Source organism: Bradyrhizobium sp. HKCCYLRH3061 (assembly GCF_051168015.1).
In the GTDB taxonomy this organism is placed as follows: Bacteria; Pseudomonadota; Alphaproteobacteria; order Rhizobiales; family Xanthobacteraceae; genus Bradyrhizobium.
Window position 1 is genome coordinate 575,096 of record NZ_JBNPUE010000001.1, and the last position, 21,085, is coordinate 596,180.

The following is a 21,085-nucleotide window of genomic DNA, read 5'->3' on the forward strand; positions in this document are numbered from 1 at the left end:
TCCGAGCAATCGCGCAAAGTCTGGAGAACAACATGAACGCGATCCTCAAGAATTTCATCGCCGGCGAATGGGTCGACGGCAGCGGGGTGACCCGCAACATCAACCCCTCGAACACCAACGACGTCGTCGGCGAATACGCCAAGGCCGACAAGGCGCAGACCGAAAAGGCGGTCGCCGCCGCCAAGGCCGCCTTCCCCGCCTGGTCGCGCTCGACGCCGCAGGAACGCTACGACGCGCTGAACAAGATCTCGGCGGAGATCCTGTCGCGCAAGGAAGAGCTCGGCCGCCTGCTCGCCCGCGAGGAAGGCAAGACACTGCCGGAGGGCATCGGCGAGGTCGCCCGCGCCGGCCAGATCTTTGCGTTCTTTGCCGGCGAGGCGCTGCGCCTGACCGGCGAGAAGGGCGCCTCGGTCCGTCCGGGTCTCGACGTCGAGATCACCCGCGAGGCCGTCGGCGTCGTCGGCATGATCACGCCCTGGAATTTCCCGATCGCGATCCCCGCCTGGAAGATCGCGCCCGCGCTCTGCTACGGCAACACGGTGGTGTTCAAGCCGGCCGAGCTGGTGCCCGGCTCCGCGCATGCGCTGTCCGAGATCATCGCCCGCTCCGGCCTTCCCGCCGGCGTGTTCAATCTCGTCGTCGGCTCCGGCTCGGTGGTCGGCCAGACCTTGCTCGAACACCCGGACGTCGCCGCCATCTCCTTCACCGGCTCGGTCGGGACGGGGCGCAAGATCGCGCAGGCCTGCGTGCTGTCGAACCCGATGAAGAAGTTCCAGCTCGAAATGGGTGGCAAGAATCCGCTCGTCGTGCTCGACGATGCCGACGTCAAGGTCGCGGTCGAAGCCGCCGCCAACGGCGCCTATTTCTCCACCGGTCAGCGCTGCACGGCCTCCTCGCGCCTGATCGTCACCGAAGGCATTCACGACAAGTTCGTTGAAGCGCTGACGGAACGTCTGAAGGGCCTCGTCGTCGACGACGCCGTCAAGCAGGGTACCCATATCGGCCCGGTGGTCGACGGCAATCAGCTCGAGCAGGACCAGCGCTATCTCAAGATCGGCCAGGACGAAGGCGCCAAGCTGACCTGGGGCGGCGAGCTTCTGAACCGCGAGACCCCCGGCTTCTACATGCAGCCGGCGCTGTTCACCGAGGCCACCAACACCATGCGCATTGCCCGCGAGGAGATATTCGGACCGGTCGCCTGCGTCATCCGCGCCAAGAACTACGACGAGGCGCTGGCGATCTCGAACGACACCGAGTTCGGCCTCGCCGCGGGTGTCTGCACCACCAGCCTGAAATACGCCTCGCATTTCAAGCGCAACAGCGAGGCCGGCATGGTGATGGTCAACCTGCCGACCGCCGGCGTCGACTACCACGTCCCGTTCGGCGGCCGCAAGGGCTCGAGCTACGGCGCCCGCGAGCAGGGCTCCTACGCGCGCGAGTTCTACACGACGGTGAAGACGGCCTACACCTTCCCGGTGTGAGCCCTCATCATTGCGAGCGAATGAGATCGCGGCAGAGGCGGTCTGCTCCCTCTCCCCGTTCTTACGGGGAGAGGGCTGGGGTGAGGGGCAGCCGCACGGACAGTCTCCGCGGCGAGCCCCCCTCACCCGGATTGCTTCTCCGATGCAATCCGACCTCTCCCTGCGGGAGAGGTGAAGAGAGAGCTGTAGGGTAGGCAAAGGCGCGACAGCGCCGTGCCCACCAACAGTCGACCAAGACGAAAGACGGTGGGCGCGCTTCGCTTTGCCCACCCTACAGATCAGAACGGAGCCAGCATGAACCAGCAGGTCGTGACCCAGGAGCCCCGCACCATCAAGCTCAACGCGCGCGACAATGTCGCGATCGTGGTGAACGATTTCGGCCTGCCTGCCGGCACCAAGCTGCCCGACGGCCTGACGCTGAAGACCTTCGTCCCGCAGGGCCACAAGACCGCGCTGGTCGACATCGCGCAAGGCGCGCCCATCGTGCGTTACGGCGAGATCATCGGCACTGCCAAGTCGCCGATCACGGCCGGAGAATGGGTCGACGAAGCCCGCATCGACATGCCCGAGGCTCCCGCGCTCGATCAGCTCGAAATCTCCACCGCCGTGCCGGCGCCGCTGCCACCGCTCGAGGGCTACACCTTCGAGGGCTATCGCAACGCCGACGGCTCGGTCGGCACCCGCAACGTGCTCGGCATCTCGACCTCGGTCCAATGCGTCAAGGGTACGCTCGAATTCGCGATCAAGCGCATCAAGAGCGAGCTGCTGCCGAAGTACCCAAATGTCGATGACGTCGTCGCGCTCACCCACGCCTATGGCTGCGGCGTCGCGATCACGGCGCCAGATGCCGTGGTGCCGATCCGAACCCTGCAGAACCTCGCACTGAACCCGAATTTTGGCGGCGAGATCCTGGTCGTCGGCCTCGGCTGCGAGAAGCTCGCGCCGGAGCGGCTGCTGCCGGAGGGCACGGAAGACTCCATCGTGCGCATGCAGGACGAAGCCTTCGACGGCTTCGGCGCCATCGTGGACGCCATCATGACCCAGGCCGACCGTCGCCTCGCCGAGCTCAACAAGCGCAAGCGCGAGACCTGCCCGGCGTCCGATCTCGTGATCGGCCTGCAATGCGGCGGCAGCGACGCGTTCTCCGGCGTGACCGCCAATCCCGCCGTCGGCTTCGCCGCCGACCTGCTGGTGCGCGCCGGCGCGACCGTGATGTTCTCGGAAGTCACGGAAGTCCGCGATGCCATCCAGCTGCTCACCCGCCGCGCCATCAACGAGGAGGTCGGCCGCGCGCTGATCCGCGAGATGGACTGGTACGACTCCTATCTCGCCCGCGGTGGCGCCGATCGCAGCGCCAACACCACGCCCGGCAACAAGAAGGGCGGCCTCGCCAACATCGTCGAGAAGTCGCTGGGCTCGATCGTGAAGTCGGGCTCCGGTCCGATCCATGGCGTGCTGGCGCCGGGCGAGAAGGCCAAGCAGAAGGGCATGCTGTTCGCGGCGACGCCGGCGAGCGACTTCATCTGCGGCACCTTGCAGCTCGCCTCCGGCATGACCCTCCAGGTCTTCACCACCGGCCGCGGCACGCCTTACGGCCTTGCCGCCGCCCCAGTCATCAAGGTCGCGACCCGCAGCGAGCTCGCGCGGCGCTGGAAAGACCTCATCGACTTCGATGCCGGCCGCATCGCCACCGGCGAGATGACCATCGAGGAGACCGGCTGGGAGCTGTTCAAGCTGATCCTCGACGTCGCCTCCGGCCGCACCAAGCCATGGTCGGACCGCTGGGGCATCCACAACGATCTGACGCTGTTCAATCCGGCTCCGGTGACCTGAGGGAGCAACATCGCTCATCCTGATATGGCGATGATTTCGCTCAGACCTGTCCCCGTCATTGCGAGCAGAGCGAAGCAATCCAGAGTCCCGCCTACTATTTTGGATTGCTTCGCTTCGCTCGCAATGACGCGTATGTTGAAGCGACGAGCCTGGATCACGCAGGCCGGGAAGGAAAATCAGATGTCGAGCTTCAGCCGCTTTGCCGTCCTTGCGGTCACCGCCCTCCTTCTCTCCGCCACCCCCTCCCGCGCCGACGACTCCATCCCCGGCGTGCCGCGCGAGCTGCTCGAGGACATCGCGACCGGCAGCCGCATCCTCGCCGATCTCGGCGTCGTCGATGCCTTCGGCCATGTCAGCGCGCGCAGTCCCGCCAATCCGCACCACTTCCTGATGGCACGCTCGATCGCGCCGGCGCAGGTGACGGCCAACGACATCATGGAGTTCGACGAGAATGGCGAGCCGGTCGATGCGAAGAACCGTGCGGTGTTCCTCGAACGCTTCATCCATGCCGAGATCTACAAGGCCCGTCCGGACGTCAACGCCGTCGTGCACACCCATTCGCCGGGCGTCGTGCCGTTCAGCGTCAGCCATACACCCTTGAAGCCGCTGTATCACAACGCCGCCTTCCTCGGCGACGGCGCGCCGGTGTGGGACATCGGCAAGGAGTTCGGCGCCACCGACATGCTGGTGCGCAATAATGCGATCGGCAAATCGCTCGCATCCGCGCTCGGCGACAAGTCCGTGGTGCTGATGCGCGGCCATGGTGACGTCACCGTCGGTCCTGCGGTCAAGGCCGCCGTGTTCCGCGCCTATTACACCGACGTGAATGCGAAGCTGCAGGCGCAGGCACTCGGGCTCGGCTCCGAGGTGACGTATCTCAGCGCCGAGGAGGCTGCCAAGGCCGATGGCGTCAACATGGTGATCATGGATCGTGCCTGGGCGCTTTGGAAGCAGAAGGTGCAGTCGGCGAAGTAGTCCTGGAGGTTGAAGATCATTTCACCGCAGCGGTGCCCCGGAATCCTGTGACGCGTTGGGCCACGACGTGACAATGTCATCGGTTTCTCCCTGTCGTTGTCGTGTTGGGCCGTTGTTCCGGCCGTATCGATCCCATGGGGCTTGCGTCCCGGAACTTTCCATTGCTTTTGCGGTATCGAACGACCACCGGCGCGGTTCAGCGTCGGGCTCTGCACGGGTGCGATCGGAGGTGCACAGCGCTGCTTCCGACCTCTTTTTGCCGCAAAGCTGACACATCGCTTGACCTCTCGCGCCGTCCCGATTCCTCGAGGCTCTCCCCGCGGATGCCCCTGCATTTTCCTCGCCTCGCCGTCCTTGCGCTCGCGCTCTCCCTGGGGACGCCATGTCTGGCTCAGCAGCCGATGCCGGTGGCGGGCGCGCCGGAGGACCGGCCCGACATCGATCTCTATGCGCTGATGTCCGGCACCTGCCGCACCGCGAAGGTCGATGGCCGCGAATATTCGTGCAAGACGGTGGCGTTCTTTCACAGCGAGAAGGGACGCGCTCATTTCACCGTCGCGCTCGACGATCCCGCTGACGAGAATCACATCATCGCGTTCTCCGGCGTCAATGGCCGCAGGTCGATTCAGAACGTCTACGAATTGCCGATCGACCGCATGCTGCTGAACTCCAAGCATCGTCCGAAGGTCGATGGCATTCCGGTGCCGGCCACGAAGAGCTCGGCCGGCGTGTGCCGTCAGGTCGGCAATTTCGCGATGCTCAAGGTCACCAGCGTGACCTGCTCCGCCAAGGACGACAGCGGCCGCGCCTATGAGCTGGTGTTCGTCTCCGACGGCACGCCCATCACCTTGCGCCGGGTGCGCCAGACGATGACGAACGCCGAGCACAATCCCTATGAATAAGCGCGTAGCGATTGCGGCGACCGCGCGCATCCGCGTCGCCTGACGCGCATCTGCTCCAATCCGCATCTCGAACAGCCATGAACATGAGGGCGCGTTAACATGAGGGCGCGTTCTCGCGGCAGATGATGCCCGAGGCTTACGATCCATCTCGCCCCTTCGAAGTGCAAAGGGCGCAGGGAATGCCGGGTGAAGGCCCCACCCATGGCCCGCCTGCGAAAAAAATGCAGGCGGCAGGTACCACAGGCAAAGCCGTACACTCCGGCATTCCCTGCGCGACGGTCTTCACGCTTATACGCAGTCTCCCTGGTGCGCCGGGCTTGTTGGCCACCATGGCGCAATGCGCTTGCGCGCATTGCGCTGGACACCAGCGTCGGGGTGTCAGGACCCTGCGACTTCACGTCCGCAGCCTCGCCGTTCGTCCACGCATCCAAAGACACGTTGCGGCTTGATCGCGGCCATCGCATCCCCGCCTCGCGTGTCGTGACGATCGCGCGCAACGCCCCTCTGCGGTGAGGCGGGATGCGCAACCAAAGCATGATTTTCGAAAAAACGAAAGTGGAAAATGCGAGCGCGCGACCAGGCATCGAGAGGCCGTTGAACGGATTGAACAAAATTACGACGGCTTGTTGCGCGCAACCGCTGGCGGCGGCCTCTGCACAGGCGCGCAGACGTTCAGAGCGGGGCTGATTTGCCCGACGTGCCGGCTCGGCCACACCCGTAACATCGACAAGCGACGCTCAGCGCGGGCGCGCAACCGCGCCCAGGAGATCCTGTGCGGCGCGCCCGAGCCGCCTGGCGGCATCGGCGAGATCCTTCGCCGCAAAGCCCGAATAGCCCAGGATGAAACCGTCAGGTCCGCGCTGCACGATCCGCGCATCGGACAACAGCCGGCACTCGATGCCGGCGCGGTCGCGGATCAATTTCGCCGTGCCCTTCGGCGCTGCGGGCGGCAAGGTCGCCAGCAGATGCAACCCTTGCGACGGCGCGGCCAGTTGCAGGCTGCCCTTGCCGTGCCTGGCGAGCGCTTCGGCGACGACATCGCGCGCCTGGCGGTAGCGCGGGCGCATCCGCCGCATGTGCGCCGCGAGCACGCCGTCGGCCATCAGGTCGGCCAGCGCGTCTTGCATGAAGGCCGGGGGAAACCGGTCCTGCGCCGCGCGCGCCGCGACCACCCGCGCGACCAGCGCCGGCGGCACCACGAGATAGCCGAGCCGCAGTCCCGCGAACAGCGTCTTGCCGAAGGTGCCGAGATAGATCACGCGCTCGCCGCCGATGCCGGCCAACGCCGTCAGCGGCGGACCTGCAAAGCGGTACTCGCTGTCGTAGTCGTCCTCGAAGATGTAGGCGTCCGCCCTGCGCGCCCAGTCGAGCAGCGCGATGCGCCGCGCCATGCTCATCGCAACACCGGTCGGAAACTGATGCGATGGCGTCACGTAGGCAGCCTTGGCCGCCATGTACGCCGCCTCCCCCGAGCTCACGATGATTCCTTCATTATCGACGGGCACCGGGACCAGCTTCGCACCGGTCGTGCTCAACGTGTGGCGCGAGGCGACGTAGCCGGGGTCCTCGAACCAGACGGGATCACCCGGTGCCAGCAGCGCGTCGATGCACAGCCGCAGGCCGTGCTGGGTGCCGCTCACGATCAGGATGCAGCTCGGGTCGCAGCGGACGCCGCGATTGGCGGCAAGATAGTGCGCGACCTCCGTGCGCAGATGCAGGCTGCCGCGCGGATCGCCATAGCCGAGCTCATCCGGCGCGGCGTGGGCGATGCGGCGCCGGCTGGCCGCGGCGAGCCGCCGCAACAGCACGGGATCGACCAGCGTGCAGCCGAGCGCGAACGGCCGGCGCGGCGGAATGCGGATGTCCAGCTCGGCCACCGGCGCGGCGACCTGCGGCGCCGGCAGCCGTGCCGCGACATAGGTGCCGGCGCCGTGGCGCGCCTCGACCAGGCCATCCGACAGCAGCGCTTCATAGGCTGCGACGATCGCGTTGCGGCGGACGCCGAGCTGCTCGGCGAGCCCGCGCGTCGAGGGCAGACGAAGACCCGGGGCGAGCAGGCCATCGACGATGCCGGTGCGCAGCGCGCCATGCACCTGCTGCGACTGGCTGCGGATGCTGCGGTCGAGCCGGATCGGCAGCGCCAGCACGTCGTCGCGGCGCCGCGAAGTGGTTGATTGCTTTCGCATCGAAGTGGAACTCCCGGCAACCACTTTGCCATGGCATGACGTCGGCGGAAACAGGAGACTGACGATGTCCGAGCAACAGATGCCGAGCTATCCCGTCGACGACACCAACCGCGTCAAGCGGCGGCATCAGCGCGCCCACTATGATCATGCGACGGTCCACGCCGTGCTCGATTCCGCAACGCTGTGCCACGTGTCCTATGTCATCGACGGCCAGCCCTATTGCACGCCGACGCTGTTCTGGCGCGAGGGCACGACGCTGTATTGGCACGGCTCGAGCGCGAGCCGCATGCTGCGCAACCAGTCCGAAGGACAGCCGGCCTGTCTCACCGTCACCCATCTCGACGCGCTGGTGCTGGCGCGCAGCGCCTTCCACCATTCCGCCGACTACCGCTCGGTGATGGCGTTCGGCCATGCCCGGCTGATCGAGGATCAGGCGGAGAAGGAGCGCGCGCTGGTGATGATGGTCGACCGCCTGTTTCCCGGCCGCACGGAGAGCCTGCGCCAGACCACTGAGCAGGAGCTCAAGGCGACATCGGTTATCACCATGGAAATCGAGAAGGCATCGGCGAAGATCCGCGCCGCCGGCGTCATCGATGACGAGGAAGATTATGCGCTGCCTATCTATGCCGAGCGCATTCCGGTCCACACCCTGATAGACTCGCCGGAGCCCGATGGCCGATTGCTAGAGGGCGTCACCCGTCCCGCAACGCTGTCAGGTTTCAGCTCTGGGCGGCGGCTGGATGAGGCGCTGACGGAGGCGTATGCAGCGAGCTATCCGGCGGGTAGTTAAGATAACGGAAGTGTAGGGCGGGCAAAGGCGCGTCCCGGCGCCGCGTTTGTTGCTGGCTAGCGATCGCGCCGTGCCCACCCTACGGCCCGATCAGATCAGTCAGGGCTACGCTGCCCAATGAAGTGCCCTCTCCCCTTGTGGGAGAGGGCATCGGCGGCCTATCCGCATGCGCGTTTGGGTGAGGGGTTCTCTCAACGAACGATGCTCGTGGACAAATACCCCTCACCCAACCGTGATTGGAGCACCGTCCAAAATGCCCTCTCCCACAAGGGGAGAGGGCACATTCACGAGCACCGCGTGCCAAGCGTTACTACTACGCTTCAACGCGGCTTACCGCTCGATCATCCTGTTCCATCGCGCATTCCATTCGGGGCGCTTGGCGTTGATGACGTCCCAGTCGAGCGTGATCGCGCTCTTCATGTAGGTATGAAACGTCGCGAGCTTCTGCTCGGCTGCCGGGGTGGTCGCCTTCGCGGTCGTGTTGGACGGCACGATGTTGCCGGCCGCCAGCGCCTTGGATTGTGCCTCCGGTGACAACAAATAAGCCGCCAGCTTCTGTGCCAGCTCGGCTTCGGAGTTGTTGGCGATGACGCATTCGGCGACCATCAGCACGACCGAGCCCTCCTTCGGCTGCGCATACTCGACCGCGATGCCCTTCTCCTTCAAGGTCGATACCGCCGTCGGCGTCAGCGGGAAGATAGCCGCTTCGCCGGTCTGCACCATCTCGGAGATCTTGGCCGAGTTCGGAATGTATTCGAGCACGTTCTTGCCGATCGACTCCGCGAACGCCTTGAAACCCGGCTCGACATTGGCCTCGCTGCCGCCGTTGATGCGGTTGAACATCAGGAAGGCGTGCAGGCCGAAGGTCGAGACCGAGGCCGACTGGAACACGACCTTGTCCTTGAATTTCGGATCGGCGAGATCGAGCCACGAGCTCGGCGCCGCCCAGCCCTTCTCGTCGAACAGCTTCTTGTTGTAGGCTAAGCCCGTCATGCCGATGTCGATGCCGGCGGCGATGTCGTCCTTGAGCCGTGCGAACGGCTCGAGCTGCGCCAGACCTTCGCTCGGCCTCAGCTTCTCGCACAGGCCGAGACCGGCGGCGCGGATCATCACGCCGTCGTCGAGAAACATCACATGCATCTGCGGCTTGTCCTTGGCCGCAATCGCCTTGGCGAGAATCTCCGAGGAGGTGCCGGGCACGACGACGATCTTGACGTCATTCGCCTTCTCGAAGTCCGGAAACACGGCCTGCGTATAGGTGCGCTCGAAATTGCCGCCGTTCATGCCGACATAGAGCGTCTTGGTTTCAGCATACGCGGCTGATGTGGCGAGCATCAGCGCGAGGGCTGGGCCGAGCGCGGCGCGAGCATCAATCATGGCGAGGTCTCCTTCGATCCTGTCGTCATTGCTGCTTGAGATGCATCGCCCGGCTGCGATGCGGGTGGGAAACGTGTGATCGCGAAGGCGCCGATCGGCGTCGAGGTCTCGCCGTCGCGCACCAGCTCGGCCAGGACCTCGCCGACACCCGGCGCGATCTGGAAACCGGCGCCGGAGAAGCCGAAGGCGTGGATCAGGCCCGGCGTCGTCGCGCTCGGCCCGATCACCGGATTGCGGTCGGGCATCGTCGCCTCGGTGCCGCTCCAGAACCGGATCGCCTGGGCGTGGCGCAGTGGACCGAACAGCCCGCTCGCCCGTTGCATGATGGCGAGCACGCCGTCGCTGCGGGGACGCGAAAAATCGGGGTCGGCGAGCGGCGCAGCGCGCTCGCCGCCGACGACGACGTTGCCGCGGGCAACCTGCCGCGCGTAGATGCCGCCGCCCTCGATGCCGATGTTGACGCCGAGAAACGGATCGAGCGGCTCGGTCACGATCATCGAGGGATAGGTGCGCTCCAGCGGCACGGGCTCGCCGAATGCGGCGGCAAAGCCGTCGGCCCATGCGCCGGCGCTGTTGACGACGGTGCGCGCCTTGATGGCGACGTCGCCGGCTTCCAGCGCAAACCCCTCGAACGTCCTGGTGGCGCCCGTGACCTCCGTGGTCTCCAGCAACTCGGCACCGGCGCGACGCGCCGCTGCGGCGAAGGCGGTGGCGACCAGCCGCGGATTGGCGTGGCCGTCGCCGGGACAGAACGAGCCGCCGACGACGTCGCCGCTGATGCCGAAGCGCTCGCGCAACTGGTTGTGACCAACCAGTTCGAGACCGAGTCCGAACGGGGCGACATCGGCGGCGTAGCGTTCCAGGCTCGCCAAGTCCTCAGCGCTCCGCGCGAGCTTGAGATGGCCGGAGCGCACGAACTCGCCGTCGATGCCGATCAGCGCCTCGAGCCGCGGCCAGATCGCGTGGGATCGCTGCGACAGCGGCAGTTGCTCGGACGGGCGTCCCTGCCGGCGCACGCCGCCGTAGTTCACGCCGCTCGCCTGCGCGCCACAAAAACCCTTGTCGAGCAGCGTGACGGAGAGGCCCATGCCGCGCAAGGCGAGCGCGGCGGAGCTGCCGACCAGCCCGCCGCCGATGATCGCGACATCGCTGTCAATGCGCCGGGTCATGCTGCCTCTCGTCGGCGGACAGGCCGGCAGCCAGCGGGATCGGCTTGATCGGCGCCTGCGCGCGCAGCCGGCCGACAGCGCCGATGTCGCGGCGCGTCTGCGCAGCCAACAGCTCCGCGGCGGCCGCGCCGCACATGCGGCCCTGGCAGCGGCCCATGCCGATGCGCGTCACCGCCTTCAGGCGATTGATCTCGGTCAGCGAGAAATCGCTGATCGCGCGCCGCGCCTCGCCGGCATCGATCTCCTCGCAGCGGCACAGCAGCGTGTCATCGGCGATGTCGTCCGCCCAATGCGACGGATAGGGAAACGCGGCCTCCAGCCCGTCGCGCAGGCGATCGATCGTCGCAAGCCTGCGCTCGAGCGCGGCAGCCCGCGCGGCATCATGCGGCAGGCCGCGATCCTCCAGCAATGCGAGTGCAGCGCGCTCGCCGGCGGCCTCGGCGGCATCAGCGCCGGCGATGCGGGCGCCGTCGCCGGCAAGGTACACGCCCGCGACGCTGCTGCGGCCACTGGCGTCGCGCACCGGCAGATGCGCCCGGTCGCGCGCATCAAAGCGGAAGGCGCAGCCGGCGAGATCGGCCGCCTGGGTTTCCGAGCGCAGATTGAGGCCGTAGCCGACGCCGTCGCAGGCGATCGCGTGCTCCCGCCCGCCGGCGTGATAGGCGATGCGGGCCACCCTGCCCTCGCCCTCGATCCGCACCCGGGACACGCCGAACCGCACGCGCGTGCCGCGCAGCGTCAATTCCGCGGCCATGCGCACCCCACGCAGCACGATGCCGGGGGCCAGCGGCAGCGCGCGCAGCAGATTGAGCTTCGCCGACAACGGCGCCGCGTCGAGCACGGCGGCGACGTCGACACCGGCCTTCATGTACTGCCACGCCACCAGATAGAGCAGCGGGCCGGAGCCCACGAACACCACGCGCCGGCCGATCGCGCAGCCCTGCGCCTTCAGCGCGACCTGCGCGCCGCCGAGCGTGAAGACGCCGGGCAAGGTCCAGCCCGGGATCGGCAGCACGCGATCGGTGGCGCCGGTCGCGAGGACGAGTCCATCATAGTTGATGCGATGGCTGATGCCGTCGCGGAGAATGTCGGCCGCGCCGTCGCGCAGATTCCATAGCAGCGCATTCGGCCAATAGTCGATTGCAGGGCCGAGCGCCGCGAAATCGCGATGCAGCCGCACGGCCTTCGCAGCCTCCGAGCCGTAGCGCTCCGGGGCATCACGGCCGTCGGGCGCCAGCGGCTGGCGATAGATCTGGCCGCCGCAGGCGTGGCCCTCATCGACCACGACCGGCCGCAGGCCGGCCGCGACCAATGTCATCGCCGCGCGGATGCCGGCCGGACCGGCGCCGACGATCAGGGGCGATGCACGCTCAACCATGGCCGCGCCCTCGTCGTGTGATGATGTCCATGCCTTCGGTAAGCGGCGTCGTACAGGCGCGCAGCCGCTCACCGCTTGCGCGCAGCACCCAGCAATCCTGGCAGGCGCCCATCTGGCAGAAGCCGGCCCGCGGCGCGCCGGAAAACTCGCTGTGGCGCAGCCGTTCGACATGACAGAGCACCGCCGTCAGCACGGTGTCGCCGGCGCGGCCGTCGCAGGGCACGCCGTCGATCGTGAAGGAGATGACGGTGCTGTCGTTGCGGACGAGGCGGTGCAGCAGCGGCATGGTGTCAACCTTGTCCGACGAGGATCTTGTCGAGGCCGAAGATGCGGTCGAGCAGCAGCATCGCCGCCGCCGTCACCGCGATCATCAGCGCCGACACCGCGGCCATCATCGGATCGATCGATTCGGTCGCGTACATGTACATGCGCACCGGCAGCGTGACGGTGGCGGGCGAGGTGATGAAGATCGACATCGTGAGCTCGTCGAAGGAGTTGATGAAGGCGAGCAGCCAGCCGCCGGTGATGCCGGGCAGGATCATCGGCACGGTGATCCTGCGGAACACGATCCAGCCGGAGGCGCCGAGCGTGACCGCCGCCTGCTCGGCGCTGCGGTCGAGCCCGGACAGCGCCGCCAGCACCAGCCGGAGCACATAGGGCGTGACCACGACGATGTGGCCGGCCGTCAGCCAGACCAGGCTGCCGGTGGCGCCGAGCAGCGCGAACAGCCGCAGCAGCGCGACGCCGAGCACGAGATGCGGAATCATCAGCGGCGACAGGAACAGCGCGTTGAGCGCCGCGCGGCCGCGGAAATCGTAGCGGTCGAGCGCGAGGCCGGCGGCGACCGCGAGCACGACCGCGATCGTTGCGGCTGTCGCCGCCACCCACAGGCTGTTGAGGAAGGAGGCGACGAAATCCGGATGCGCGAACACGGCCGCGAACCAGCGCAGCGAGAGTTGCGTCGTCGGCAGGGTCAGTGTGTTGGCCGGCGTGAACGCGACAAGGCAGATCACTGCGAGCGGCGCCAGCACGAAGCCGACGACCAACGTATGAAAAACCAGCGCGATCGGACCATTGTGGCGCATGCCGCTCACCCCAATGTCCGCCGGGCGCGCGTCTCGACGACGCGCTGATAGGCCAGCATGATGACGAGGTTGATGACCAGTACCAGGATCGCGATGGCCGCGCCCAGCGGCCAGTTCAGCTCGTGCATGTATTCGTCATAGACCAGCGTCGCCGCCATCTTCAGCCGGCGGCCGCCGAGCAGCGCGGGGATGGCGAAGGCCGATGCCGACAGGCCGAACACGACCAGGCTGCCGGACAGCAGCCCCATCGTCACCTGCGGCAGCACCACCCGGCGCAGCGCCGTGAAGCGCGAGACACCCAGCGTCCACGCCGCGGCCTCGACCATCGGATCGAGCTTCTGCAGCGAGGTCCAGACCGGGATGACCATGAACGGCAGCATCACATGCACCAGCGCGATGACGATCGCCGTCTCGGTATAGAGGATCCTGACGGTGCCGAGCCCGAGCGCGCGGAACGCCTCGTTCACTAGGCCGGTGGGGCCGAGCAGCATGCTCCAGCCGAAGGCGCGCACCACGACCGAGACCAGCAGCGGGCCGATGATCGCAAGCAGAAACACCGAGCGCCAGGGCTCGCGCATGCGCGCCAGGATGTAGGCCTCGGGCGCACCGATCAGCGCGCAGATCAAGGTCGTGAGTGCGGCGAGCCGCAGCGTGCGCCAGAAGATGGTGATGAAGTAGCTGTCGGAGAGGATGGCGAGGTAGTGCGCCAAAGTGGTCTCGTCCTTGACGCCGGTCGCGGCGTCATAGACGTGGAACGACAGCGCCAGTGTGAGCGCCAGCGGCACGACCACCAATGCGGTGAACAGCAGCGCGCCCGGCGCCGTCAGCAGCCATGGTGTCGCATGGGCGCGCGTGCTCATGCCGGTGGCGCTCCGTCCGGCTTCGACGCGCGCGCACCGGCGCTGCTCCAGGCGAGGCCGACCTGATCGCCCTCGCGCGCCGGCTCCTCGCCCGCATTGGGCAGGGAGACGCCGATCACTCCGGCGAGCGTCTCCACGGTGAAGAACCAGGCGCTGCCAAGGAAGAAGCGCGCCCAGATGCGGCCATCGAGCACGCCGGCGCCAGGCGCGGTGAGATTGATCTTCTCCGGCCGGATCGCCAGCACGGCGGCTGCGCCGTCCGCGAGGCCTGCGGCCTCGCACGGCAGCACGCGCCCGCCGATCTCGACGCCGCCGTTGCGCCAGATGCCGGACAGCCGGTTCATCTTGCCGACGAACGAGGAGATGAAGGGTGTCGCGGGATGTTCGTACAATCGATAGGGCGCATCGACCTGCATGATGCGGCCCTGCTCCATCACCACGACGCGATCGCTCATCGACAGCGCCTCGCCCTGGTCATGGGTCACCATGATCGTGGTGGTGCCCACGCGCTGCTGGATGCCGCGCAGCTCGAACTGCATCTCCTCGCGCAGCTTGGCGTCGAGGTTCGACAAGGGCTCGTCGAGCAGCAGCACCGGCGGATCGATGACGAGCGCGCGCGCCACCGCGACGCGCTGACGCTGGCCGCCGGAGAGCTGGCGCGGATAGCGGTCGGCGAGCGATGCGAGCTGCACCAGCGCCAGCACCTGGCTCACGCGCGCGCCGCGCTCGGCCCTGGCGACCTTGCGCATCTCCAATCCGAAAGAGACGTTCTGCGCCACCGTCATGTGCGGAAACAGCGCGTAGCTCTGGAACACGATGCCGAGGCCGCGGCGGTCCGGCTTCTCATTGGTGATGTCGCGACCGTCGAGCGTGATCCGGCCCGAGGTCGGCTCGACCAGGCCGGCGATCATCTGGAGCGTCGTGGTCTTGCCGCAGCCGGAGGGGCCGAGCAGCGAGATGAACTCGCCCTTGGCGACGCTGAGGCTGACATCGCTGACCGCAGCGATATCGCCGTAGCGCCTGGTGAGACCGTCCAGCGTCAGGAAACCCATGCGTCCTCGCGCGGGAAGCTCCCTTTGCCATCAGCAGGGATTGCCGCCCTGGGGCTCTTTCATGCCGGTGGGCCATGCAGACGGTCAATCATGAATTCCGATATCCTGAATTTATCTATCTGGAATTCTAATATATGAAATCTATACGACAGATTTGCCTCCAACATTCATCACTGCAGATGACGACAGCCGACAGCGATTCGTCCTCCAGCCTTCGCCGGGCCCTGAAGCTGCTGCGCATCCTCGCCGAGGGCGACCCCGACGGGTTGCGGCTGAAGGACATCGCGGAGGCCGCGGGCTGCAGCCAGCCGACCGCGCATCGCATGCTGCAGGATCTCGCCGCCGAAGGTTTCGCCGAACAGGCGGCCGGCAAGCGCTATCGCCTGGCGCTCGACTTCTACGTGCTCGCCGCACGCGCGGGCCAGGCCAGCGGCCTACGCGAGGCGGCGCGGCCGGCGCTGCTGCGGCTGTCGGCAACCTTGAGCGACACGATCTTCCTGCTGGTGCGCAACGGCTTTGACGCGGTCTGCCTCGACCGCGTCGAAGGACCGTTTCCGATCCGCTCCTTCACCGGCGACATCGGCGGCAAGGTGCCGCTCGGGCTGGGCCAGGGCAGCCTCGCGATTCTCGCCAACCTGCCCGAGGACGAGCAGGAGGCGGTGATCCGCTTCAACATCCCGCGCCTGCTCGATCGCGGTTTCCTGGACGAGGCCTCGCTGCGCAGCGCGCTGGCACAGGCCCGCGCCCAAGGATGGGTCAACACCAGCACCGGTCTCATTCCCGGCATGGCCGGCGTCGGCGTGCCCGTGCTCGACGCGCAGGGCCGCGCCGTCGCGGCGCTCAGTGTCGGCACGCTGGCGGAACGGCTGAACGCCGACCGGCTGCCGCATGTCGTGAAGATCCTGCAAGGCGAGGCGAGCGCGCTGGCCGGCAAGCTCAACCCGTTCGATGTCGCCTTGCGCTATCCGTCGCGGAGTCTGAGTACGATTGCGGGGAACTGATCTTCCTCAATCACAACCACCGTCATTCCGGGGCAAGGCCGCAGGCCTTGAACCCGGAATCCCGATGCTGTCTTGCGTCGTTCGGTAATCTCGGGATTCCGGGTTCGATCGTCCACACGCGGCTGCGTGTGGACGATTGCCTCGGAATGACAGCCAAGTGTCTGGCGCCACGCCACTGATGCAGCTGCCTAAGTCACCCACTCGGCGCGAATGCCACGCGGCGCGTCCCTGATCTCGGGCTTGCGCCAAGAGAAGCTGAACATGCCTATTGGCTCGACCTGTTCGAGCTCAACTCGGACGATGTCGCGCGCGATCACGACGATGAACGGCGCCGGCGGTTTCTCGGCCGTCAATTGCCGCGGCGGCGAGAACACCGTCCCGACGCTTTCCACCAGCAGCGGCCGCGGCGCCTCGTGAACCTTCACGAGGCCCTTGATGCGCAGCAGCCGCTCGCCGAGCCGGCCCGCGACATTGTCGAGCCAGCCGGCGAGGTCGGCATAGGCAATCTCAGCCGGCGGGCGGACGAGGCAGAGCGCGAGACGCGGATGCGCGGCGGACAGATCGGGCGCGACCTCGCGCAGCGGCAGCGATGTTGCCAGCGGCGCGAATGCGGCCGTCACGATGGCCACGCGATTTGCGCTGGCAATCGCCTCGGCCACGGGATTGAGCTGCGCGATCGCAACCTGCGCTCCGGCAAGCGCGTCAAGCGCGAGATCGGCCTTGGTCGCGACGATGCGATGCGCCGCCGCCCATTGCGCGGCAGCTTCCTCGAATGTCGCGACGCCGAGCCCGCGTGTGAGATCGTAGGTCGCGACGACGGCGACGCGCATACGGTGCTCGGCGAGCGTCGCGAGCTGGCGCAGCACCGGGCCGGGCATTGACAGGCCCGAGGTCTCCAGGATGATCCGCCGCAACGGCGGCAGCCCATCCGGCCGCGGCGCCATGATCAGGCGATCGATGGTGAAGGCGAGATCGCTGCCGACCTGACAGCACACGCAGCCGTTCGACAGCATCGCCATCGGCACGTCGTCGCCGCTCTCGCGCAGCAGCACGCCGTCGAGCCCGACCTCGCCGGCCTCGTTGACGATCACGGCCGTATCCGACGCCGTCTCCGCGGTGAGCACGTCGCGCAGCAGCGACGTCTTGCCGGAGCCGAGGAAGCCGGTCAGGACGAAGAAGTCGATGCTAGAGGCGCTCATGGCGCCGCGGCGTCCTTGGTGGCGTACTTCTCCGGCACGTCGCTTTCCCAGCTCGCCTTCACCAGATCGCGGACGTCGGCGAGCAACTCTTCGGTGTCGTAGATAATGCCGTCCTTGATCGTGAATTTGAGGCCGCGATGCCACTCGACCGCGTTGGTCGCATCGTTGAAGCGCATCGCACCGGTGCCGTAGAGCAGCTTGAAGTCGGTCAGCGGATTGTGGTCGTGCACCAGCATGTCGGCGCGCATGCCGATGTCGATGGTGCCGATCTCGTCCTCGAGGCCGCACAGCGCGGCGCCCTGCGAGGTCGCCGAGCGGATCACCTCCAGCGGATGGAAGCCCGCCTCCTGCAGCAGCTCCAGCTCGCGGACATAGCCGAAGCCGAATATCTGGTAGATGAAGCCGGAATCCGAGCCGGTGCAGACGCGGCCGCCGCGGTTCTTGTACTCGTTGATGAACGCCATCCAGAGCCGGTAGTTCTCCTTCCACTCGATCTCGTTCTGGGTCGACCAGCGATACCAATAGGAGCCGTGGCCACCGCGCTGCGGGGTGAAGTAGTCCCACATCGACTTCCAGGTATACTCCTTGTGCCAATACGCCTGGCGCGCCCGCATCAGGTCGCGGTTGGCGTCGTAGATCGTGAACGTCGGCACGAAGGTGAAGCCGATCTCCAGGAACTGCTCCAGCACCTCGTTCCACTTGGCCGAGCCGGGCTCGGCGCCCTGCCGGAACATCTGTCCGGACACCGAGAAGCGGAAATATTCGTCGGTGTAGTTGTAGTCGAGCGGGAAGTTCTGGATGATGCGATCCTCGAACAGCGCCTCCGGCAGGCCGTAATAATGCTCGGCGCTGGTGAGGCCCCATTTGGCCGTGGTCAGCGCGTTCATGCGCGACACCGCCATCTGGGCGTGGTGGCAGCCGGTGCGAAGGCCGATCTTTTTGCACTCGTCGAGCGCGGCTTCCATGATCGCGGGCGGCGCGCCGAAGAACTTGATGCCGTCGGCGCCGCGCTCCTTGACGGCACGCAGCCAGCTCCGCCCCTGCTCCGGCGTATAGATCGTCTTGACCATGTCGTTGACGGCCGGAAAGTACGCATAGGCCAGCAGCCGCGGCGAGGCGATGCTGTTGTTCTCGGCGCGCTGCTTCTGGTCGAGCATCCAGGACAGGCCGTTCATCGAGCCCATCTCGCGCACCGTGGTGACGCCATGCGCGAGCCAGAGCTTGTAGACATAGTCGACCGGCGGCACCCAGCCGTTAGCGGAATGATAGGCGACGCCGGCATGGGCGTGGCAGTCGACGAAGCCCGGCGTCACCCATTTGCCGCGGCAGTCGATCTCGTGATCGGCCGGCTCGCCGATACTGCCGGCATAGCCGTAGCCCACGACCTTCTTGATGCTGACGATCCGGCCGTTCTCGACGATGATGTCGACCGGCCCGATCGGCGGCGCGCCGGTGCCGTCGATCACCGTGGCGCTGCGCAGCGCCAGCCGCTTGAACGGCCCGATGCCGCGATCGCGGCTCGTTGCCTTCGGCACGATCGGCGCGGCGCCCTTGTTCCTGATGAAGGCGAGCTCATCGCCGGGCAGTGTCGTGGCTTGGTCGGTCATAGCGACAATTCCTTTGATCCAATTAGTAAACCAAGCGCACAGTGCGCTCCCTCTCCCCGTTCTTACGGGGAGAGGGTTGGGGTCAGGGGCAGACGCACGGGTGGTGTTTGTGGTGAGACCTGTACCCCCTCACCCGGATGGCATCTGACGATGCCATCCGACCTCTCCCCGCAAGCGGGGCGAGGTTACACCGCGCGCGCGATGAAGTTCTCGCGCCACACGTTCCACGCCTATCCCGTCCTGTACCGCCGCGCGAATGCCACGCTGCCGAACACCGTGAACGCCATGGTCACCGCCAGCAGCATGAAGGCGAGTGCGGCGCCCATCGGCCAGTTGTTGCCGCGCACGAACTGGTCGTACACCGCAGGCGCCATCATCTTGAATCGCGGGCCGCCGAGAAGCACCGCCGTTGCATAGGTGTTCATGCACAAAACGAACACCAGAATCGAGCCGGCGGCGACGCCGGGGCCGGACAGCGGCAGGATGACCCGCCAGAACACCCGCGCGCCGGAGGCGCCGAGATTGGCGGCGGCATATTCGAGATCGCGCGGAATGCTCTCGATCACCGCCGACAGCGTCAGGATCATGTAGGGCAGCACCACCGCGATGATGCCGATGATCACCGCCTTGGTCGTGTACATGATCTCCAGCGGCGTCGAGATCAGGCCGAGCTTCAGCAGGCTGGTGTTGACGAGGCCGTCGCGTGCGAACAGCGCCATCCAGCCGGCCGAGCGCACGACATTGCCGACCAGCAGCGGGAACAGGGTCGCGATCACGACCAGGCTCTTCCAGCGGCTCTCCATGCGGCCGAGCCAATAGGCCGCCGGGAAGGCGAGAATCAGCGTGAGCAGAGTGCACAGCAGTGCGATGCCGAGCGTCGCGAGGATGATCTGCTGATAATATGGATCGGTCGCGGCCTTGATGTAGTTGTCCAGCGACAGCGCTTGCATCATCAACTGGGTCGGGCTGAACTGGTTGAGCGATATCCGGAACATCAGGATCATCGGCCCGACCAGCAGCGCCAGGACCAGCAGACAGGCAGGAACGACCAGCAGCGCCATCGCGCGAGCTCCGATTGCGAAAGTGTCGGCTGTTCAGCCGCGACTCCTGCGGCGAGGCCGCAGGGAGCGCATCATCCAAGGCCTACGCCTTGAACTCCTTGTTCCAGAAGTCGAGCGTGCGCTGCGAGCGCCCGGCGGCATAGGCGTAGTCCGGCTTCAGCAGCCGCGCGCGCTCGGCCTCGGTGAGGCTGACCTGTTTGGCGAGATCCTCCGGCAGCGGCGCGTCGGTGACGGTCGGGACGTAGCCCATCTTGTCCGCGAAGCCGCCCTGCGCCTTGGCATCCAGCATCGCGTCGAGATAGGCGAAGCCGCCGGCCTTGTTCTTGGCGTTCTTCGGCACCGAGGCCTGGAACACGATCGCCGGCGTGCCCTCCTTCGGCACGACATGGGCGAGCGGAATGCCGGACTTCTTCCACATGAAGCCACGGGCGAGCCACATCGTGGTCAGCCATACCTCCTCCGACTTCAGCGCCGCCGCCAGCGCCTCGTTCGACGGATAGATCTTTACGTCGAGCGAGCGCCATTCCATCAGCTTCTTCTCGGCCGGATCGAGATTGCTGACTCCGCCGCCGCCGGCCAGCGCCGCCGCCAGCGTGTTGTTGGGATAGAGGATGTCGGCGAGACCGATCTTGCCGCGCCACTTCGGATCCCAGAGATCGGCGAAGGATTGCGGCGGCGTCTTCACCTGGTTGGTGTTGTAGAGGATCACCTGCGCCGAATAGATATGCGGAATCGCGATCTCGCTTCGAAGCTCCGGGAACACCTTGTCGAGCCGCTTCACCTGGGCGGCATCGACCTTCTCGAACACGTCGGACTGCGACACGATGTAGGCGTCGTTGTCGGACAGGCAGGCGACGTCCATCGAGCCGCGCCGGCTCTGCCGCTCGGCCAGCAGCTTGGTCTTGCGCGGATCGGCGTTGGCGACGTCCTGCACGATCTCGAAGCCCTTCGGCGTCATGATCGGCTTGTCGATGATGTCAGAGAGCAACTGGCCGTAGTCGCCGCCCCAGGTGCCGACCACGACCTGTCCGCCTTCGGCGCGGGCGGTCGGCATGCCGGAGGCCAGCGCGGCCATGCCGGCGCTGGCGGAGAGAAAATGACGTCGCGAAATCATGGCAGAACCTCTCGC

Annotated in this window: 18 protein-coding genes; 6 read left to right on the forward strand and 12 right to left on the reverse strand. The window is 66.7% G+C overall.

The genetic code is table 11. The annotated features are described in order from the left end of the window. The first annotated feature begins 32 nt into the window (after window positions 1-32). From ACQR2C_RS02760 to ACQR2C_RS02775, 4 genes are all read left to right on the forward strand, one after another. Entirely contained in the window at window positions 33-1,481 is a 1,449-nt protein-coding gene (locus tag ACQR2C_RS02760) for an aldehyde dehydrogenase family protein (protein ID WP_434873230.1), read from the forward strand. 294 nt (window positions 1,482-1,775) lie between these two features. After that, a complete protein-coding gene (gene garD, locus ACQR2C_RS02765) occupies window positions 1,776-3,314 on the forward strand; it encodes a galactarate dehydratase (RefSeq protein ID WP_434873231.1) in 1,539 nt (512 codons plus the stop codon). A 180-nt stretch (window positions 3,315-3,494) separates the two neighbouring features. Next, window positions 3,495-4,289, forward strand: a complete 795-nt coding sequence (locus tag ACQR2C_RS02770) for a class II aldolase/adducin family protein (RefSeq protein ID WP_316183165.1) — start codon at window positions 3,495-3,497, stop codon at window positions 4,287-4,289. Between the two features lie 323 nt (window positions 4,290-4,612). Further along, the gene (locus tag ACQR2C_RS02775) at window positions 4,613-5,191 is read left to right on the forward strand and encodes a hypothetical protein (RefSeq protein WP_315802003.1); all 579 of its coding nucleotides are present in this window, start codon (window positions 4,613-4,615) and stop codon (window positions 5,189-5,191) included. Between the two features lie 737 nt (window positions 5,192-5,928). Here ACQR2C_RS02775 and ACQR2C_RS02780 read toward each other — a convergent pair. After that, the gene (locus tag ACQR2C_RS02780) at window positions 5,929-7,377 is read right to left on the reverse strand and encodes a PLP-dependent aminotransferase family protein (RefSeq protein ID WP_434873232.1); all 1,449 of its coding nucleotides are present in this window, start codon (window positions 7,375-7,377) and stop codon (window positions 5,929-5,931) included. A 64-nt stretch (window positions 7,378-7,441) separates the two neighbouring features. Between ACQR2C_RS02780 and ACQR2C_RS02785 the strand changes: the two genes are divergently transcribed. Next, a complete protein-coding gene (locus ACQR2C_RS02785) occupies window positions 7,442-8,167 on the forward strand; it encodes a pyridoxamine 5'-phosphate oxidase family protein (protein WP_434873233.1) in 726 nt (241 codons plus the stop codon). A 330-nt stretch (window positions 8,168-8,497) separates the two neighbouring features. Here ACQR2C_RS02785 and ACQR2C_RS02790 read toward each other — a convergent pair whose 3' ends face one another. From ACQR2C_RS02790 to ACQR2C_RS02820, 7 genes are read right to left on the reverse strand one after another with little or no spacing between them, the layout of a single operon-like run. Beyond that, on the reverse strand, window positions 8,498-9,544 hold the full coding sequence (locus ACQR2C_RS02790) for an ABC transporter substrate-binding protein (protein ID WP_434873234.1): 1,047 nt from the start codon (window positions 9,542-9,544) through the stop codon (window positions 8,498-8,500). Further along, window positions 9,541-10,713, reverse strand: a complete 1,173-nt coding sequence (locus ACQR2C_RS02795) for an NAD(P)/FAD-dependent oxidoreductase (RefSeq protein WP_434873235.1) — start codon at window positions 10,711-10,713, stop codon at window positions 9,541-9,543. The genes ACQR2C_RS02790 and ACQR2C_RS02795 overlap by 4 nt, the downstream gene beginning before the upstream one ends. Then, window positions 10,697-12,091 (reverse strand): FAD-dependent oxidoreductase, encoded by a 1,395-nt coding sequence (locus ACQR2C_RS02800; RefSeq protein WP_434873236.1) that lies wholly within the window; start codon window positions 12,089-12,091, stop codon window positions 10,697-10,699. The genes ACQR2C_RS02795 and ACQR2C_RS02800 overlap by 17 nt, the downstream gene beginning before the upstream one ends. After that, a complete protein-coding gene (locus ACQR2C_RS02805) occupies window positions 12,084-12,377 on the reverse strand; it encodes a (2Fe-2S)-binding protein (RefSeq protein WP_434873237.1) in 294 nt (97 codons plus the stop codon). Before ACQR2C_RS02805 ends, ACQR2C_RS02800 begins: the two co-directional genes overlap by 8 nt. A 4-nt stretch (window positions 12,378-12,381) precedes the next feature. Continuing rightward, window positions 12,382-13,176, reverse strand: coding sequence for an ABC transporter permease (locus tag ACQR2C_RS02810; protein ID WP_434880377.1), 795 nt, complete (start codon window positions 13,174-13,176; stop codon window positions 12,382-12,384). Between the two features lie 5 nt (window positions 13,177-13,181). Next, a complete protein-coding gene (locus ACQR2C_RS02815) occupies window positions 13,182-14,036 on the reverse strand; it encodes an ABC transporter permease (RefSeq protein WP_434880378.1) in 855 nt (284 codons plus the stop codon). Beyond that, complete coding sequence (locus ACQR2C_RS02820) at window positions 14,033-15,088, reverse strand: ABC transporter ATP-binding protein (protein WP_434880379.1); 1,056 nt, start codon at window positions 15,086-15,088, stop codon at window positions 14,033-14,035. The genes ACQR2C_RS02815 and ACQR2C_RS02820 overlap by 4 nt, the downstream gene beginning before the upstream one ends. A gap of 179 nt (window positions 15,089-15,267) precedes the next feature. Between ACQR2C_RS02820 and ACQR2C_RS02825 the strand changes: the two genes are divergently transcribed. After that, window positions 15,268-16,089 (forward strand): IclR family transcriptional regulator, encoded by an 822-nt coding sequence (locus tag ACQR2C_RS02825; RefSeq protein ID WP_434873241.1) that lies wholly within the window; start codon window positions 15,268-15,270, stop codon window positions 16,087-16,089. A gap of 188 nt (window positions 16,090-16,277) precedes the next feature. Here the strand turns inward: ACQR2C_RS02825 and ACQR2C_RS02830 are convergent, their stop codons facing one another. The 4 genes from ACQR2C_RS02830 to ACQR2C_RS02845 form a co-directional block, all read right to left on the reverse strand. Next, entirely contained in the window at window positions 16,278-17,288 is a 1,011-nt protein-coding gene (locus ACQR2C_RS02830) for a CobW family GTP-binding protein (protein WP_434880380.1), read from the reverse strand. Further along, window positions 17,285-18,895, reverse strand: coding sequence for an amidohydrolase family protein (locus ACQR2C_RS02835; protein WP_434880381.1), 1,611 nt, complete (start codon window positions 18,893-18,895; stop codon window positions 17,285-17,287). Before ACQR2C_RS02835 ends, ACQR2C_RS02830 begins: the two co-directional genes overlap by 4 nt. A 230-nt stretch (window positions 18,896-19,125) precedes the next feature. Further along, the gene (locus ACQR2C_RS02840) at window positions 19,126-19,956 is read right to left on the reverse strand and encodes an ABC transporter permease (protein WP_316217090.1); all 831 of its coding nucleotides are present in this window, start codon (window positions 19,954-19,956) and stop codon (window positions 19,126-19,128) included. An 82-nt stretch (window positions 19,957-20,038) separates the two neighbouring features. Beyond that, window positions 20,039-21,070, reverse strand: coding sequence for an ABC transporter substrate-binding protein (locus ACQR2C_RS02845; RefSeq protein ID WP_315801989.1), 1,032 nt, complete (start codon window positions 21,068-21,070; stop codon window positions 20,039-20,041). Window positions 21,071-21,085 lie beyond the last annotated feature (15 nt).